Source organism: Haloferax namakaokahaiae (genome assembly GCF_042663225.1).
Taxonomy (GTDB): domain Archaea; phylum Halobacteriota; class Halobacteria; order Halobacteriales; family Haloferacaceae; genus Haloferax; species Haloferax namakaokahaiae.
Genome location: NZ_JBHTAA010000001.1, coordinates 202347 through 217626 on the forward strand (window position 1 = coordinate 202347; position 15280 = coordinate 217626).

Below are 15280 nucleotides of genomic sequence, written 5' to 3' on the forward strand. Positions count from 1 at the left end.
ACGGTTTCTTTTTGCAAAACAGTGAGCGTCCGCGTTAGCAGTGAGCGACGGCCTCAGAACTCCACGACGCCCGTGTCGGTGATGACCCGGTCGATGAGGTCCACGGGTGTCGCGTCGTAGGCGGGATTTTCCAACTCGATGCCTTCGACGGGTTCGAGCATGACCTCGCTGGGCGAGCGAATCTCGTTCTCGAAGCGGAAGCCGCCATCGACGATTTTCGCGCTGGAACCGACGACGGTGACGGGGACGCCGACGCGGTTGGCGGTGGCGACGAGCGGGAACGTCCCGACGCGGTTGTAGAGCGTGCCATCGACGATGCAGTCCATGCCGATGACGACGTGGTCGCACTCGGGGAGGAAGAAGCCCGATGCGCCATCGACGATGAGGTGCGGTTCGACGTCGTCGAGGGCGGCGAGTTCGCGGGCGAACTTTCGGCCGAGGAACCGCGGGCGCGCTTCGGTGACGAACGCGCGCATCGACGCGCCGCCCTCTACCGCGAGTTCGACGGACTCCTTGACCGTCGAAGAGTAGTCGTGGGTGAGGAACGTCTGGCCGTCTTCGAAGATTTCGGCGGCGTTCGAGGCGGCGCGGCGCTTGCCCATCTCCACGTCTTCGACGACGCGCTCGATGGTGTCGAGTGTGAGCGTCCGAGCGTCTTCGAGACCGTCGGCTTGGCCTTGGACGCTCGAAAGCACCTCTTGGAGCGCGTTGTAGAGAGAGGCGTGGGATGGATTCGCGCGCTTGAGTGCCCCGACGTTTCGTTCGAGGTCGCGCTCGAACTCCTCGACGGTGGCGTAGTCGCGCTCGGTCAACTCCGCGAGCGCCTGCGTCGCCTTGACTGCGACGACCGAGGAGCTGTGCGTCTGCATCTCACGAATCTCCTCGATGGTCTCGTCTATCATACGCGAACGTCGCCGTATCGGCTGAAAGAGTTTCCGGCACCGACTCGGCCGCGTCCCAGACAGTTCCAGCGCGTCGGCTACGCCTCGGACCCGCTCTCGGCGTCGGATGCGATTTCGTCCGGGTCCGAGCCGCCGTCGCCCGCGTTGGTCCGCTTGGCGTAGATAAACAGCGCGACGGCGGTGATGAACCAGATGACTGCACCGACGCGGATGGCGAACTCGGCCCGTGCTCCCCACGTCTGCAACCCGGCGTTCAGCGAGAGCAACGCGACGATTGGTGACCCGACGAGGATGGTCGTCACGAAGGTCATCTGCATGACCCACCCGTAATCGACGCCTTCGGGGTTCGACTTCTCGACTGGTTCCACAGCTATCTCTTCGATTCGGGTGGCTAATGCGTGCCGGTTTCGTCAGCAGTTGGGACTCACGGCGTTTGGCTCCGACGGTACCACGTAGTCGAGTAGCGTCCGCGACGACCCGTCTTCGTACTCGATGACGAGACGGTAATGTTGTCCGGCCTCGCAGATTGGGACGAGCACGCTGTCGGAGCCTTCGCCGTCGATGTGGGCGTACTCGCCCGCCGGGCCGACCACTTCACCGCCGGTCCACACGTCTTCCCACGCGATGCTGTTCCCCTCGCCATCGACGACCTTTACCTGCGACCCGTCTTCGATACTGCCGACTTCGTGGGTGACGTTGATGTACGCGCCGTTCCCGCTGTTGTCCTCGCCGTCGGGGTGGTAGGTGACGTCGAACGACACCGCCGGCCGCGGCTCGACGAGCGAGTCCGTGAACCCGGTGGCGAGCATGCCGAGGACGGCCGCGAGGAGGACGACGATGACGACCATCAGCGCGACGCCGACGACTGGCGAGAGGCCGCGGCGACGAGTTGAGACCATTAGTTGACTAACCGACATGCTGGAGCGTGGTAAATCCTTACCTCAACGCACTGCCAGAATCGGCCGCCACACAAGAGTGAGTCTCTTAACCCAGTCGTGCGAACTGCGGCCATGGTCACGGTACGGGCGCTCCGAGCGAAGAAAGGCACGGCACCGATTACGATGCTCACGGCGTACGACGCACCCACGGCACGACTCATCGACGAGGCGGACATCGACATCATTCTGGTCGGAGACAGCATGGGAAACACCGCGCTGGGTTACGAATCGACGCTTCCGGTGACGATAGACGAGATGCAGAGCCGAACGTCGGCGGTGGCGCGCGCGACGACGGACGCGCTCGTCGTCGCCGACATGCCGTTTCTCTCTTTCGGCGTGGACGAAGCCGCCAGCATCGAGCACTGCGGACGCATGCTGAAAGAAGCCGACGCGGACGCGGTCAAACTCGAAAGCGGCCCGCACACGGTCGAACTGACCGAGCGACTGGTCCAACTCGGGATTCCCGTGATGGCGCACCTCGGCCTGACACCGCAGCGCGTGAAAGAAGTCGGCTACAGCAGACAGGGGACCGACCGCGACGAGGCCCGCGAAATCCTCGAACTCGCCGAGGCCCACGCCGAGGCGGGCGCGTTTTCGCTCGTCCTCGAACACATCCCGGCGAATCTCGCAAAACAGGTGACCGAAGCCATCGACATCCCGACCATCGGCATCGGCGCGGGCGCGGGCTGCGACGGACAGGTGCTCGTCATCGACGACGTTATCGGCCTGAGCGAGCGCGCTCCACCGTTTGCGAGGCAGTTCGGTGACGTGAAATCCGAGATGGAGAAGGCGATCGAAGGTTACCGAGACGCGGTGACAGGTGGCGAGTTCCCGGCCGACGAACACAGCCACGTCGAGTCCGACCTGGACAAACTGTACTGAGCGCCCCGATTGGGCTGTTCTGTCTCGTGACGATTCGTTTTTCTGCCCACTCAGAGACGACGCGAGAGGAAGTCCGAGACGGCAGCGTTGAACGCGGCGGGTTGTTCGAGCATCGCCAGATGAGCGGCGTCTTCGATAGTCGCCCGTTCGCAGTCGGGCATCTCCTCGACGAAGTAGTCGTGATAGCTCGGCGGGGTCAGACGGTCGTACTCACCGACGAGCGCGAGCGTCAGCACGTCGATATCGCCGAGTTTCGAGCGCACGTCGAAGGTGTGACAGGAGTTGAAGTCTCGACTCGTGACGGCCTGTCCGGCGTCGTACATCGCTTCTTTCGACGCTTCGATGACGCGCTCGTCGTCGGTGTGGAACAGTCGGTCGTCGCCGTGGAGGAACGCGACGGCGCGGTCGAAGTCGTCCTCCAACCAGTTCAAGAGGTCGTCGAGGACCGAGAGTTTCGCACCGGTTCCCGCGAGGACGAGGGCGTCGAGGTCGAGGTCGCGCTCCAAGGCGAGCGTCATGGCGACCGCGCCACCGAGCGAGTTGCCGACGACGATGCTCGCGTCGGTCTCCTCGGCGACGGCGACCACGTCATCGACGTACGCGGAAAGCGTCTCGTAGCCATCGTCGGCATCGACGTCGTCGCTCTCGCCGTGCCCGCTCAGGTCGAGCGCGGCGACCGAGTAGTCGCTCGCAAGTCGGTACTGGCCGCGCCACACGTCGCTCGACCCACCGCTCCCGTGTACGAACAAGACGGTCGGTGCGTCGGACTCGCCGCGTGCCTCACGGAGCCGATACGCCGTCGTTCGCCCGTGGTGCTCAGTCGTCAGAACGTCCATAGTCTAATCTGCACACCACGAGCGGATAAAGCCGACTCCGTTCCGTACGGTACCGCAGATACGTTGAGACAGCCCCAATCGAAAATCTATTCTTACTTTGATATGTCGAATTGGACATGGTCTCCCTCGAAAATTGGCGTAAATTCGGTTCTCGTGAGTCGCTCGACTACACGCACACAAAGACGTTTGCGCTCGGGATCGTCCACGTCGGACTCGCCGTCGTCCAGTTCGGTTTGATTTTCGCGTTGGCAAAGTCGCTGCGGGTCATGACGCGCACGACGCTCGATGCGAGACCGGACTCTATCGTCCTCGCCCTACTGCTCGGCATCGTGCCCGGAGTCGTCTTTGGGGCAGTCGTTCCGTTTCTGTTCCAGTATTTCGACTATTTCAGCCAGTTAAGTAGTAGACCAACTGTCAGGGTACTCGTCTCGCTGCTGACGGTTTGCACGTACTTCGCCCTCTTCTTCTACCACCCAGTGACGAGCGTGTTGTACGCCGCCGCGTACGTTTCAAGCCGAGTCTTCGTCCTCACGGGAATCTACGGTGGCCACCGAATCAGAGCCACCCTCGCCTAAGACGCTGCTATTCGCCCGAATCGACATACCCGCCAACTAGCGTCGAATTTCCGAGGCCACTACTTTGACATTGGTTGCCAACGAAGTAGCGACTGCTATCGCATGGATGTGAACCACAATTCGACCGTATCATGGTCGAACTCCGTGCCGTACGGCGATTAACTGGCAGAAAGATTTAAATACTGAAAACACTAACCTTGTGTTAGACTTATCATGAGCATGCAACAGTTCGCCGGTGGTAACGAGCGGTTCATTCGCCGGTACGAATACGATGACAGCTGGGTCATCGCAGCGGATGTCGGTCTCGACGAGGACGACATCGACGTCGATATCGTCGGTTCGACGGCCATCATCGTGGCCGACACCGGCGAGCGCGTGACCGAGACGGAGTTCGAACTCCCGTCCGCGGGCGACGCGAGTATAGACATCCACAACGGCGTGCTCACCATCACCATCCAGAAATAAATGAAACTCATCGTCAAACCTCTCAAGCAGAAGGACGCAGGCCGCGGACTCGCCGCAATCGACCGAGCGGCGGCCGCCGAGTTGGGTCTCGAAGGCGGAGACTTCATCCGCATCGAAGGTCCCAACGACGGCACCGCCATCGCTCGCGTCTGGCCGGGCTACCCCGAAGACCAGAACACGGGTGTCATCCGCATCGACGGCCGACTCCGCCAACAGGCCGGCGTCGGCATCGACGACCGCGTCGAAGTCGAGAAGGCGGACGTGAAACCCGCTCGGCAGGTCACGATTGCACTCCCGCAGAACCTCCGTATCGGCGGGAACATCGGGACCTACATCCGCGACAAACTCTCCGGACAACCGGTCACGAAGGGCCAGAGCGTTCAGCTTCCGCTGGGCTTCGGCTTCATGACGGCCTCCAGCCAGTCGGTCCCGATAAAAATCGCGGCGACCAACCCCGACGGAACCGTCGTCGTCACCGACAGCACCGAGTTCCAAGTGAGCAAGAAACCCGCCGAACAGATTCGAGAGTCCGCCCCCGGCGACAGCGCCGGACCCTCCGTCACGTACGAAGACATCGGCGGACTCGACAAGGAACTCGAACAGGTCCGCGAGATGATCGAACTGCCGATGCGCCACCCGGAACTGTTCAAGCGCCTCGGTATCGAGCCGCCGAAAGGCGTGCTCCTCCACGGCCCGCCGGGCACCGGGAAGACCTTGATCGCCAAGGCCGTCGCCAACGAAATCGACGCCTCGTTCCACACCATCTCCGGGCCGGAGATCATGTCGAAGTACTACGGGGAGTCCGAAGAGCAACTCCGCGAAATCTTCGAGGAGGCGACCGAGCAGTCGCCCGCCATCGTCTTCATCGACGAAATCGACTCCATCGCGCCCAAGCGCAGTGAGGCCGGCGGTGACGTGGAACGCCGCGTCGTCGCCCAACTGCTCTCGCTGATGGACGGTCTCGACGAGCGCGGCGAAGTCGTCGTCATCGGCGCGACCAACCGCGTCGATGCAATCGACACCGCACTCCGCCGCGGCGGTCGGTTCGACCGCGAAATCGAAATCGGCGTCCCGGACCGCGACGGCCGCAAGGAGATCCTGCAGGTCCACACGCGCAACATGCCGCTGATGGACGACGTGGACCTCGACTCCTACGCGGACAACACTCACGGGTTCGTCGGTGCCGACCTCGAATCGCTCGCCAAAGAGTCGGCGATGCACGCCCTGCGGCGCATCCGCCCGCAACTCGACCTCGACGCCGAGGAGATAGACGCCGAAGTGCTCGAAAGCCTGCGCGTCACCGAAGACGACTTCAAAGAGGCGCTCAAGAGCATCGAGCCGTCCGCACTGCGCGAGGTGTTCGTCGAAGTCCCCGACGTGACCTGGGAAGACGTCGGCGGTCTCGAAAACACCAAAGAGCGCCTCCGTGAGACCATCCAGTGGCCGCTCGAATACCCCGAGGTGTTCGCCCAGATGGACATGGACGCCGCCAAGGGCGTGTTGATGTACGGCCCGCCGGGGACGGGGAAGACCCTCCTCGCCAAGGCCGTCGCCAACGAGGCCGAGTCGAACTTCATCTCCATCAAGGGTCCCGAACTCCTGAACAAGTTCGTCGGCGAGTCCGAGAAGGGCGTCCGCGAAGTGTTCAAGAAAGCCCGCGAGAACGCCCCGACGGTGGTGTTCTTTGACGAAATCGACTCCATCGCAACCGAGCGCGGCCGCGACTCGACCAGCTCCGGAGTGACCGAGCGCGTCGTCTCGCAGCTGCTCACGGAACTCGACGGGCTCGAAGCCCTCGAAGACGTGGTCGTCATCGCCACGACCAACCGGCCGGACCTCATCGACTCGGCGCTCCTGCGTCCGGGCCGACTGGACCGCCACGTGCACGTTCCAGTCCCCGACGAAGACGCACGTCGCGCCATCCTCGAAGTCCACACCCGCAGCAAGCCGCTGGCGGACGACGTTGACCTCGATTCGGTCGCCGCCAAGACCGACGGCTACGTCGGTGCCGACCTCGAAGCGCTCTGCCGCGAAGCCTCGATGAACGCCTCCCGCGAGTTCATCCAGAGCGTGAAGAAAGAGGAAATCGGCGAGAGCGTCGGCAACGTCCGCGTCACGATGCAGCACTTCGAAGACGCCCTCGACGAAGTCGGCCCGAGCGTGACCGAGGACGTCCGCCGCCGCTACGAGGAAATCGAAGAGCGCTTCCAGAAGAGCGAGGTCGAGCGCGACCGCGAGTCCGAAATCGGCCGCACCTTCCAGTAGAGACCGGTCTCGACTTCGAGTAACCCGCGCGTTCGACGCCGCGACTTCTCGTCTTCACCCTCTACCGTTCCGCTCCGAATTTTCTACCGTTCCGTTCCAGATTTCCCACCGCTCTGTCCCAAAATTTCCGCGACAATTCCCGCATTCCGATACGTTCATATGTATCTTGTCCACTATGTAGCGGTACGCAGGATTTCGAACACGAAATTCAGAACTCGTTTGCTGTTTATTTCACCGGAAATGCGGTGTGTTACTCACCGTTTGTCAAAAAGATACTCGAGCCGTAGTAAGTGAGTCCGAACCGCACGCCGTACCCTATTCTCCGGCGAGCGCGTCGAGGAGTTCGTCGGCGTGACCGTCGGGAGAGACGCCCTCGTAGACGTGTTCGATGGTGCCGTCCGGGCCGACGACGTAGGTGTTCCGAAAGACGCCGTCGAACGTGTTGCCGAACATGTTCTTCTCGCCGTAGGAGTGGTACCGTTCGGAGACTTCGCCGTCTTCGTCGGAGAGGAGTCTGAAGGGGAGGTCGTACTTCTCGGCGAACTTGTCGAGGTCGGAGACGGGGTCGTCGCTGATTCCGAGGACCGGCACGTCGCGTTCTTCGAACTCGTCCCACGAGTCGCGGAAGCCACAGGCTTCGGTCGTACACCCCGGCGTGTCCGCTCGGGGGTAGAAGTAGACGACGACGTGTTGGCCGCGGTAGTCAGAGAGCGAGACCGAGTCTCCGTGCTGGTCGAGGAGTTCGAAATCGGGGGCAGTATCGCCAACAGCGAGCATACGCTGGCGTTGGACCGCCCCTACAAAGGTTCTTTCTTAGTCCAGTTTCTCCGCCGCGCCGCGCTCGACGAGTGGTCCGGCGTTCGCACTGGGGAGCGTGACGACGTCCTCCTGTGCGAGGTCGTACTCGCGTTCGTCGATGCCGAAGATGGTTCCCACGTCCGCCGTGATGCGAACCGTCGTCCGGTCCGAATCGAGGTCACTCGTCGATTCGGTCGCCGTCGATGACTCGGCAGACGCCACCGGTTCGTCGCCGATGACGACCGTTGCTTCGTCGGTCGGGCGGTCCGTCTCGGGAGTCGATGAATCGGCCGCTGTCGCCGGCGCATCCGTCGTGGCGGCATCGGTCGAAGTCTCGTCCGTCGTCGCGCCGGTGTCGTCCGACCCGGTTCCCATCGCGTCGGCGAGGATGTCGCCCGCGGCGTCCGTCGCGTCGGCGCTCTCACCGACTTCCGGGTCGGGGTCGTCCGGCGGGATTGGTGGCGAGTCGTCGGGTTTCGCGGCGGGAGAGGGTTCGGTCTGTGTCGTGGTCGGCTCCGGGCGCTGGGAGTCGGAAGCGGTCGCCGACCCGCCTGAAGTCGGTGTCGTTCCGGCCGCGGCCGACACGTCTTCGAGCGTCGAGAGCACGGTACTTCGGTTCTCCTCGATTCGGGCGACGAGGTCGTCGAACAGGCGTTTCTCCTCGTGGGTCAGCCCGTCCGTGTCGGTGGGCATGCCCGCGGCCGCGAAACTCGCGGCTTTGACGACCTTGCCGACGCGGCGCTCGTAAATCGAGGTGACTATCTCCTCGGTAGTCTCGATTTCGTCCGTGATGCGTCGAATCTCGGAGGAGTAGTGCGTTCCGAGTTCCTCGGCGCGCTGTTCGCGCCGGGCTTTCTGCTCTGCGATGAGTTCGGCGACGTCCTCGTAGAACGATTCACGAAGATGCTGCAAGCTATCTTTCTGTCGCTCCGTCCGCAGCACACTCCTGAGTTCGTCTACGTTCATTCTGTCACCTTCTCAGCGCGCCCTCGGGCCATGAGGAAAATCCCGACGCTTTCGCTTATTGACTGAACACCCGAATCAAGTGTAAATGTATCGCCATCGAAAGTAACCGGTCCGGGGTCGGTGACGCGAACGGTGATGTCGCGGCCGCGGAATCGGTCGGGGACGGCATCGACCAGCGGGTCGAACGTCTCGAACTCCTCGCGTGTGAGCGGTTGCACGACGAGTCCGGACCCGCCGTGGAGGCTCTTGGGGAGTCGAATCAGCCGCTTCGTGTCCGTCGTGACGGGTTCGTCGATGGGCGCGGTTTCGGACTCGACGACTTCGTGCGCCAGCGCGTCCACGAGGGTTCGGACGCCCGGCCCGCCGGCCTCGACGTTCCCGGTGCGAATCGCCTCGGGGTTGTTTCGGAACGCGCCGAGAATCGTCTTCGCGCGCCCTTCGCCGACGCCGTCGAGTTCCTGGAGGCGGCTCAACGCGGCTTGCTCTTCGAGTTCCATGAGTTCGTCAACGAACGCGAGGAGTCGGTCGTGGGTCCGTTTGCCCCAGCCACCTTCGGTTCGAAGGACGCGCTGGGTGATGCCGCGGTTCCCGGCGCGCGTCTCGATGAGACCCTCGAAGTCGAGGTCGATGGCGCGGATGTAATCGACGATTTCGCGGCGCGCCTCGCTGTCGAGTCCGCGAACCGCCTCGTCGCGGACGTGCACGTGATAGCCGCGGCCGCCGGAGAAGACCACCTGCATGTCGTCGAAGTCGAAGTCGTCGTCGAGGAGGGACAGCAGATTCGCCGTCGCGTCTTTCCCCGCCGCGAGCATCTCGGCGTACGACGTTTCTTCGGGGTCAACGCCCGGGAGGTGGTCGGCGTCGATGTCGAACACGAGGTCGGCCTCGCGCCAGTCTTTGTCGTCCATCGAGGACGCGCCGGGGTCGGCAAAGCGGGCCGACGAGAAGTAGACGTGCCGGGGCGCGGTCCGTGCGAGATAGTCCTCCAGTTCCCCGAGGTCCAAGAGCGACTGGTGGCGGTGCATCCGAGTTCCGCCCGCCGACCACGGGATGACGCCCCACTCGCGTTCGTCCGGTGCGGGTGGCAGGGGAACCGTGGCGCTCCGGTAGTAATCACCGAAGCGACCTTCGAGGTACTCACGTGTGCGCCCGTCCATACACTCCGCGTTCCGAAGGCGCGGGTAAAGCGGTTGCGTCTCTCTCCGGGACCGAGAACTGTTGACAGTCAACCGCTATCTTAGCCGCTCAGACGCGTGTTAGCGAGGATACAGGAACACCCGGTTCGACACAAAATAGACAATTCACTAACGAGTGAATTTTTACGAACCTGCTATTTTCTCGGTGGAAATTAGAATAAATTCCGCACAATAGCCTTTTGGTCAGTAAATCTTGACAAGCAGTTTACTACCACAGCGGTAGTAGCCGTCACCAAAAGTATAAATAATCATTAAATGTAGATTACAAACTGTAATGGTTGATGCTGACTCACGCAAGGGCAAGCGCACTGGCGTCTCTCGACGCAACTTCGTGAAGGCCGCTGGCGCATCGGGCGTCGCTGTCGGTCTCGCGGGATGTATTAGCACCGGCGGCGGCGACGGCGACGGTGGAAACGGCGGTAACGGCGGTGGCGACGGCGACACCGACACGCCGATTAACACCGAAGCACCCACCGATGACATCACCGTCCAGTGGGCCGCTGACACGCGTATCGCAGACGCAGAAGAGGAAGTTATCCAGGCACTCCGCGACGCCGGACTGCCGGAGAACATCTCCATCGAAATCATCGCTGGTTCGCAGGTGACCGACAACCGTCAGGCACAGTACCAGCAGTGGCTGTCGGGCGGTCGAGAACAGCCGACGCTCCTGATGATGGACAGTGGCTGGACGATTCCGTTCATCGCACGGAACCAGCTGCAGAACCTCACGCAGTCGCTCCCGTCGGAGATGACTGACACGATCAACAACGAGTACTTCGAAGCGTCCGTCGCAACCGCGACCGGCTCGGACGGCGACCTCTACGGTCAGCCGCTGTTCCCCGACTTCCCGACGATGCAGTACCGCAAGGACCTGCTTCGTGAGGCGGGCTACACGGACGAAGACTTCGAGACGTGGGCGACCGAGTCCATGTCGTGGGAAGAGTTCTCCGCAATCACGAAAGAAGCACTCGACGCGAACGACGTCCAGTACGGATACACCTTCCAGGCGAACGTCTACGAAGGGCTGTCGTGCTGTGACTTCAACGAGTTCATGACCTCGTACGGCGGTGCCTACTTCGGTGGCCGCGAGAACCTCTTCGGTCCCGTCGGCGACCGACCGATTACGGTCGAAGAAGAGGGCGTCATCAACTCCATTCGGATGGTCCGGACGCTCATCCACGGTGAGGACGACGAGTACGCACTCGACGGCATCACGGGTGGCATCGCGCCCGAGGCCGTCCTCCAGTGGACCGAAGAGCCGTCCCGTCAGCCGTTTACGACAGGCAACGCGGTCATGCACCGCAACTGGCCGTACTCCATCGTCATCAACGGCGCAGAACCGTCCGCAGAGAACGACCAGACCGGCTTCGGCGAAGACCTCGGTGTCATGCCGATTCCGTACGGCGTCACGCCCGAGGAAGCCCAATACGAGGGCACCGGCGGTCCCGTCGCCGCACTCGGTGGCTGGCACCTGACGATGAACCCGAACTCGTCGGACGAACAGAAGCAGGCCGGTGTGCAGGTCATGAAGGCCATGCAGCAAGAGCAGTTCCAGCTCGACATGTTCCGCATCATCGGCTGGATTCCGCCACGTCCGTCGCTGCTCGACTCCGACGAGGCGGCAGAAGTCGATATCATCGGTCGCTACCTCCCTGCCCTGAAGGTCGCTGGCGAGAACGCGATTCCGCGTCCCGTCACGGTCGTCTGGCCACAGGAGTCCGGTCGCGTGTCGCAGGAAGTCAACGCCGCGTACGCCCAAGAGAAGTCGCCCGAGCAGGCGATGTCCGACCTCGCGTCCCAACTCGAACAGATCGAGCAGAACGCGTAACACCACGTCTTGAGTAAGACGTAACCATACTCACACGTTATCATTTGACATGGCTACAGAACAACAATCGGGGGAGGGACTTTCTGATACCCAGCGAAGCGGCCCGTATTCGTCCGCCGTAAACTGGATGGAAAACCTGTCCGAGACGCAGTTCGCGTACCTGCTTCTCACGCCCGCACTCATCCTTTTGGGGGTAATCGCAATCTACCCGCTGGTCTCGACGTTCAGCATGTCGCTGTTCGCCGACCGACTGACGGGTACTGCACGACTGGGTGAGTTCGTCGGGTTGCAGAACTACATCGACCTGTTTACCGGCGCGCGAAACTACGCGCTTCCATCGAGGTTCCTTCCGACATTCACAACCGAGTTCCCGTTCGTCACGAACGTGTACTCGAGCGCGCTCATGGTGACGCTCATCTTCACCGTGTTCAGTGTGCTCTTCGAAACGCTCATCGGCTTCGGTCAAGCACTCATCTTGGACCAGGATTTCCGTGGTCGGAGATGGGTCCGTGTCGCCATCATCATCCCGTGGGCCGTGCCCATCGTCATCCAGGGGATGATTTTCTTCCTGATGTTCCAGCCGAACATCGGGTTCCTGGTCGGCACGCAAGGTGACCCGGCGCTGTTGAACCAACTCGGACTCATCGGAACGACGCCGCTGCGGGACACCGCAGACTCGCTGTTCCTCATCATCGTCGCCGACGTGTGGAAGACGAGCGCGTTCATGGCGCTGCTCATCCTCGCCGGGATGCAGAGCATCGACCGCTCGCTCTACGACGTTGCGAAGGTCGCCGGCGCGTCGCGCTGGCAGCAGTTCAAGCTCATCACCTTCCCACTCATCCTGCCGACGGTGCTGGTTGCGATGCTGTTCCGCACCATCGACGCGATGCGTGTGTACGGTATCATCGAGACGATGGCCGGCTGCCAGACGGTTCCGTCGCTGTCGTGTCTCGTCGTGACGACGTTCAACACGCCACTGTACGGCACGTCTGCGACGGTCGCCTTCGTCACCGCCGCCATCATCGGTGTCGTGGTGTCCGTCTACATCGTGAACTTCGCAAGTGAGGGTGTCTAAGATGTCAAGCGAAACTTCGACAACCGGAATGGGGCGCGACGACGCAGAACTGAAGCGTGGACCGCTCGGTCGCTGGGTGAACTCCGCAATCGGAAACCCGGACAAGGCCTACAGCGCGATGTTCTACGTTGCGACGGTGTTCTTCCTCGTCACGACGCTGTTCCCGTTCTACTGGCTGCTCGTCTTGGCGCTGACGCCGAACAACCTCATCGCCAACATGGGACTGGTTCCGAAGGGATTCAACCCGACGGTGTTCATCGAGATGTTCCAGCGGGTGCCGTTCCACTGGTACATGTTCAACAGCTTCGTGCTGGGGATTACGACGACCATCATCGTCCTGCTGCTCGCCAGCCTCGCGGGATACGTCTTCGGACGACTCCGCTTCCCCGGGAAGGGACTGCTGATGCTCGGCATCCTCGCAATCTCGTACTTCCCGCCAGCGGCGTTCCTCATCCCGCTGTTCGAGTTGTTCACGGGGAACACGGCAATCGGGTTGGGTCCGGTAACCATCTCATCACCGGACCTGTTCAACACACCGGCACCGATGGTGTTCCCGTTTAGCGCGCTGTTCTTGCCCCTGTCGGTCTTCATCCTGACGACCTTCTACGGGCAGATTCCGGACGGGCTGGAAGACGCAGCGCGCGTCGAGGGGACGACGCGACTCGGCGCACTGTTCCGCGTCATCGTGCCGCTCTCGGCTCCGGGTGTGGCGACTGCGGGCGTGCTGACGTTCATCGCTGTATACAACGAGTTCTTCTTCTCGTTCTTGATGAACAACGGTGAGGCGTCCTCGTGGGCACCCATCGTCGCTGGTATCCTGAAGTATCAGGGCCAGTTCGACACCCCGTACAACCTGATGGCCGCCGCTTCCATCGTGGGAGTCTTACCCGTGGCCATCCTTGTCATTATCGCGCAGGAACGCATCGTCAGTGGACTGACTGCAGGAGCACTGAAGGAGTAACCATGGGAGACGTTAAACTCGAACACGTAAGCAAGCACTACGACGAAGTAACGGCAGTGGACGATATGAACCTCGACATCAAGGACGGCGAATTCATCTGTCTCGTCGGCCCGTCGGGGTGTGGAAAGTCCACGACAATGGAGATGATTGCCGGGCTGACCATCCCCTCGGAGGGACAGGTCTTCATCGGCGACCGAGAGGTCACGAACCTCCCACCGAAGGACCGCGGGGTTGCGATGGTCTTCCAGAACATCGCCCTGTTCCCGCACATGAACGTGTACGACAACATCTCGTTCGGCCTTCGACTCCGTAACTACGAGAAAGAAGAGATCGACCGGCGCGTCAACCGCGCCGCAGACGTCGTCCAACTCGAAGGCATGCTCGAACGCATGCCCGACGAGATGTCCGGTGGCCAGCGCCAGCGCGTCGCCATCGCGCGTGCAATCGTCCGCAATCCCGGCGTCTTCCTGATGGACGAACCGCTCGCAAACCTTGACGCGAAGCTTCGCGTCCACATGCGAACGGAACTCCAGCGCCTCCACAAGGAACTGGATACGACCATCATCTACGTGACCCACGACCAGGCGGAGGCGATGACGATGTCCGACCGCATCGCCGTCATCGACTCCGGCCAACTCCAGCAGATTGCGCCGCCGCTGACGTGTTACAACGAACCGGCGAACCTGTTCGTCGCGGGCTTCATCGGGTCGCCCTCGATGAACTTCCTCGACGGCGAAATCACCAACACTGGGTTCGAATCGACGAACCTCGACGTCGATTTCGACCCCGCAGACCTCGGTGTCGAAGTCGGCAGTCACGTGACGATGGGTGTCCGTCCCGAGGACGTGTACCTCGCGGGAGACGAGAACCTCGCGGCCAGTCCCGGTCACCCGTTCGACGCGACGACCGACGTTCTCGAACCGATGGGTGACGAAATCTTCGTCTACCTCAAGCTGAGCGAGGAAGTCGAATCCACCCTCGACGAAGAGGACACCGGCGCGACGAACGACCAGTTGCTGATGAGCGTCGCTCCCGATACGGAAATCGAAGAGGACCAAGACGTCTCGGTCGTCCTCGACCGGTCGAAACTGCACTTCTTCGACACCGAAACCGGACAGGCAATCAGCCACGGTATCGAAAGCGCCGTGCAAGCGAGCGGTGCGGCCGGAACAGAAGCAGAGAGCGACGACTAACCCGAACGCGCGCCGACGCTCAGTCGGCCGCACACAACGTTTATCCGACGCACACTGCTTCTACTAGCCATGGTCAACGAACTCGGTTGGTTCTATCTCGGTGGGATGACCGTGCTCTTTTTCTTCTGGGCGTACGGCATCGTCTCGTTCGTTCTGGACGTAAAGAACAAGTTCATCCCAAAGGGCCGACAGTACCTCCGCGGGCGGAAAAAGCTCAAAGAAGAAGAGCGCCGCGAGGAAGAGCGCAAAGAACGCGAAGAGCAACTCTATTGACCTGGACAGTGCCCATCACAGAATACCCTCGATTGTCTGAAACGTCTCCCCGTCGAGATGGTTCGACTATCGAACGAAAACCCACCGCACCCTACGTACGCTGTCGATTCGCTCTCACCACTGGCAA

General features: G+C 61.9%; 16 protein-coding genes. 9 read left to right on the forward strand and 7 right to left on the reverse strand.

The window, feature by feature from the left end; genetic code table 11:
- Window positions 1-53: 53 nt before the first annotated feature.
- The 3 genes from ACFQJC_RS01150 to ACFQJC_RS01160 form a co-directional block, all read right to left on the reverse strand.
- A complete protein-coding gene (locus ACFQJC_RS01150; RefSeq protein WP_390221413.1) occupies window positions 54-902 on the reverse strand; it encodes an eIF2B alpha/beta/delta subunit family protein in 849 nt (282 codons plus the stop codon).
- A gap of 77 nt (window positions 903-979) precedes the next feature.
- Window positions 980-1219, reverse strand: a complete 240-nt coding sequence (locus ACFQJC_RS01155; RefSeq protein WP_390222316.1) for a DUF5822 domain-containing protein — start codon at window positions 1217-1219, stop codon at window positions 980-982.
- 93 nt (window positions 1220-1312) lie between these two features.
- Window positions 1313-1801 (reverse strand): type IV pilin domain-containing protein, encoded by a 489-nt coding sequence (locus ACFQJC_RS01160; protein WP_390221414.1) that lies wholly within the window; start codon window positions 1799-1801, stop codon window positions 1313-1315.
- Between the two features lie 111 nt (window positions 1802-1912).
- Between ACFQJC_RS01160 and panB the strand changes: the two genes are divergently transcribed.
- The gene (gene panB / locus ACFQJC_RS01165; RefSeq protein WP_390221415.1) at window positions 1913-2722 is read left to right on the forward strand and encodes a 3-methyl-2-oxobutanoate hydroxymethyltransferase; all 810 of its coding nucleotides are present in this window, start codon (window positions 1913-1915) and stop codon (window positions 2720-2722) included.
- Window positions 2723-2772: 50 nt separating this feature from the next.
- Here panB and ACFQJC_RS01170 read toward each other — a convergent pair whose 3' ends face one another.
- Window positions 2773-3558, reverse strand: a complete 786-nt coding sequence (locus ACFQJC_RS01170) for an alpha/beta fold hydrolase (RefSeq protein ID WP_390221416.1) — start codon at window positions 3556-3558, stop codon at window positions 2773-2775.
- 116 nt (window positions 3559-3674) lie between these two features.
- Here ACFQJC_RS01170 and ACFQJC_RS01175 point away from each other — a divergent pair, with 116 nt between their 5' ends.
- The 3 genes from ACFQJC_RS01175 (at window position 3675) to ACFQJC_RS01185 (ending at window position 6863) form a co-directional block, all read left to right on the forward strand.
- Window positions 3675-4133: a DUF8100 family protein gene (locus ACFQJC_RS01175; RefSeq protein WP_390221417.1), complete on the forward strand. Its 459-nt coding sequence runs from the start codon at window positions 3675-3677 to the stop codon at window positions 4131-4133.
- A gap of 213 nt (window positions 4134-4346) precedes the next feature.
- Window positions 4347-4598 (forward strand): DUF7127 family protein, encoded by a 252-nt coding sequence (locus ACFQJC_RS01180; protein WP_390221418.1) that lies wholly within the window; start codon window positions 4347-4349, stop codon window positions 4596-4598.
- A complete protein-coding gene (locus ACFQJC_RS01185) occupies window positions 4599-6863 on the forward strand; it encodes a CDC48 family AAA ATPase (protein WP_390221419.1) in 2265 nt (754 codons plus the stop codon). It begins immediately after the preceding gene.
- A 315-nt stretch (window positions 6864-7178) separates the two neighbouring features.
- Here ACFQJC_RS01185 and bcp read toward each other — a convergent pair whose 3' ends face one another.
- Genes bcp through priS form a run of 3 tightly spaced genes read right to left on the reverse strand, consistent with a single transcriptional unit; the run spans window position 7179 to window position 9784 of the window.
- Window positions 7179-7640, reverse strand: coding sequence for a thioredoxin-dependent thiol peroxidase (gene bcp / locus ACFQJC_RS01190; RefSeq protein ID WP_390221420.1), 462 nt, complete (start codon window positions 7638-7640; stop codon window positions 7179-7181).
- Between the two features lie 36 nt (window positions 7641-7676).
- Window positions 7677-8627 (reverse strand): DNA replication protein, encoded by a 951-nt coding sequence (locus ACFQJC_RS01195; protein WP_390221421.1) that lies wholly within the window; start codon window positions 8625-8627, stop codon window positions 7677-7679.
- Window positions 8624-9784 (reverse strand): DNA primase small subunit PriS, encoded by a 1161-nt coding sequence (gene priS, locus ACFQJC_RS01200; RefSeq protein ID WP_390221422.1) that lies wholly within the window; start codon window positions 9782-9784, stop codon window positions 8624-8626. The genes ACFQJC_RS01195 and priS overlap by 4 nt, the downstream gene beginning before the upstream one ends.
- Window positions 9785-10097: 313 nt before the next feature.
- Between priS and ACFQJC_RS01205 the strand changes: the two genes are divergently transcribed.
- The 5 genes from ACFQJC_RS01205 to ACFQJC_RS01225 all read left to right on the forward strand — a co-directional run bounded on the left by ACFQJC_RS01205 (window position 10098) and on the right by ACFQJC_RS01225 (window position 15153).
- Window positions 10098-11651, forward strand: a complete 1554-nt coding sequence (locus tag ACFQJC_RS01205; RefSeq protein WP_390221423.1) for a substrate-binding domain-containing protein — start codon at window positions 10098-10100, stop codon at window positions 11649-11651.
- Window positions 11652-11778: 127 nt separating this feature from the next.
- The gene (locus ACFQJC_RS01210; protein WP_390222317.1) at window positions 11779-12726 is read left to right on the forward strand and encodes a carbohydrate ABC transporter permease; all 948 of its coding nucleotides are present in this window, start codon (window positions 11779-11781) and stop codon (window positions 12724-12726) included.
- A 1-nt stretch (window position 12727) separates the two neighbouring features.
- A complete protein-coding gene (locus tag ACFQJC_RS01215) occupies window positions 12728-13687 on the forward strand; it encodes a carbohydrate ABC transporter permease (RefSeq protein WP_390221424.1) in 960 nt (319 codons plus the stop codon).
- 2 nt (window positions 13688-13689) lie between these two features.
- Window positions 13690-14880, forward strand: a complete 1191-nt coding sequence (locus ACFQJC_RS01220) for an ABC transporter ATP-binding protein (RefSeq protein ID WP_390221425.1) — start codon at window positions 13690-13692, stop codon at window positions 14878-14880.
- Between the two features lie 69 nt (window positions 14881-14949).
- Window positions 14950-15153 (forward strand): hypothetical protein, encoded by a 204-nt coding sequence (locus ACFQJC_RS01225; protein WP_390221426.1) that lies wholly within the window; start codon window positions 14950-14952, stop codon window positions 15151-15153.
- Window positions 15154-15280: the final 127 nt, after the last annotated feature.

Coding starts and splice junctions, on each gene's coding strand:
- priS (WP_390221422.1), bottom strand. CDS start 9,784: ATGGACGGGCGCACACGTGAGTACCTCGAAGGTCGCTTCGGTGATTAC.
- ACFQJC_RS01205 (WP_390221423.1), top strand. CDS start 10,098: ATGGTTGATGCTGACTCACGCAAGGGCAAGCGCACTGGCGTCTCTCGA.
- ACFQJC_RS01220 (WP_390221425.1), top strand. CDS start 13,690: ATGGGAGACGTTAAACTCGAACACGTAAGCAAGCACTACGACGAAGTA.
- ACFQJC_RS01180 (WP_390221418.1), top strand. CDS start 4,347: ATGAGCATGCAACAGTTCGCCGGTGGTAACGAGCGGTTCATTCGCCGG.
- ACFQJC_RS01170 (WP_390221416.1), bottom strand. CDS start 3,558: ATGGACGTTCTGACGACTGAGCACCACGGGCGAACGACGGCGTATCGG.
- ACFQJC_RS01195 (WP_390221421.1), bottom strand. CDS start 8,627: ATGAACGTAGACGAACTCAGGAGTGTGCTGCGGACGGAGCGACAGAAA.
- panB (WP_390221415.1), top strand. CDS start 1,913: ATGGTCACGGTACGGGCGCTCCGAGCGAAGAAAGGCACGGCACCGATT.
- ACFQJC_RS01185 (WP_390221419.1), top strand. CDS start 4,599: ATGAAACTCATCGTCAAACCTCTCAAGCAGAAGGACGCAGGCCGCGGA.
- ACFQJC_RS01160 (WP_390221414.1), bottom strand. CDS start 1,801: ATGGTCTCAACTCGTCGCCGCGGCCTCTCGCCAGTCGTCGGCGTCGCG.
- ACFQJC_RS01210 (WP_390222317.1), top strand. CDS start 11,779: ATGGAAAACCTGTCCGAGACGCAGTTCGCGTACCTGCTTCTCACGCCC.
- ACFQJC_RS01150 (WP_390221413.1), bottom strand. CDS start 902: ATGATAGACGAGACCATCGAGGAGATTCGTGAGATGCAGACGCACAGC.
- ACFQJC_RS01175 (WP_390221417.1), top strand. CDS start 3,675: ATGGTCTCCCTCGAAAATTGGCGTAAATTCGGTTCTCGTGAGTCGCTC.
- ACFQJC_RS01215 (WP_390221424.1), top strand. CDS start 12,728: ATGTCAAGCGAAACTTCGACAACCGGAATGGGGCGCGACGACGCAGAA.
- ACFQJC_RS01155 (WP_390222316.1), bottom strand. CDS start 1,219: ATGCAGATGACCTTCGTGACGACCATCCTCGTCGGGTCACCAATCGTC.
- bcp (WP_390221420.1), bottom strand. CDS start 7,640: ATGCTCGCTGTTGGCGATACTGCCCCCGATTTCGAACTCCTCGACCAG.
- ACFQJC_RS01225 (WP_390221426.1), top strand. CDS start 14,950: ATGGTCAACGAACTCGGTTGGTTCTATCTCGGTGGGATGACCGTGCTC.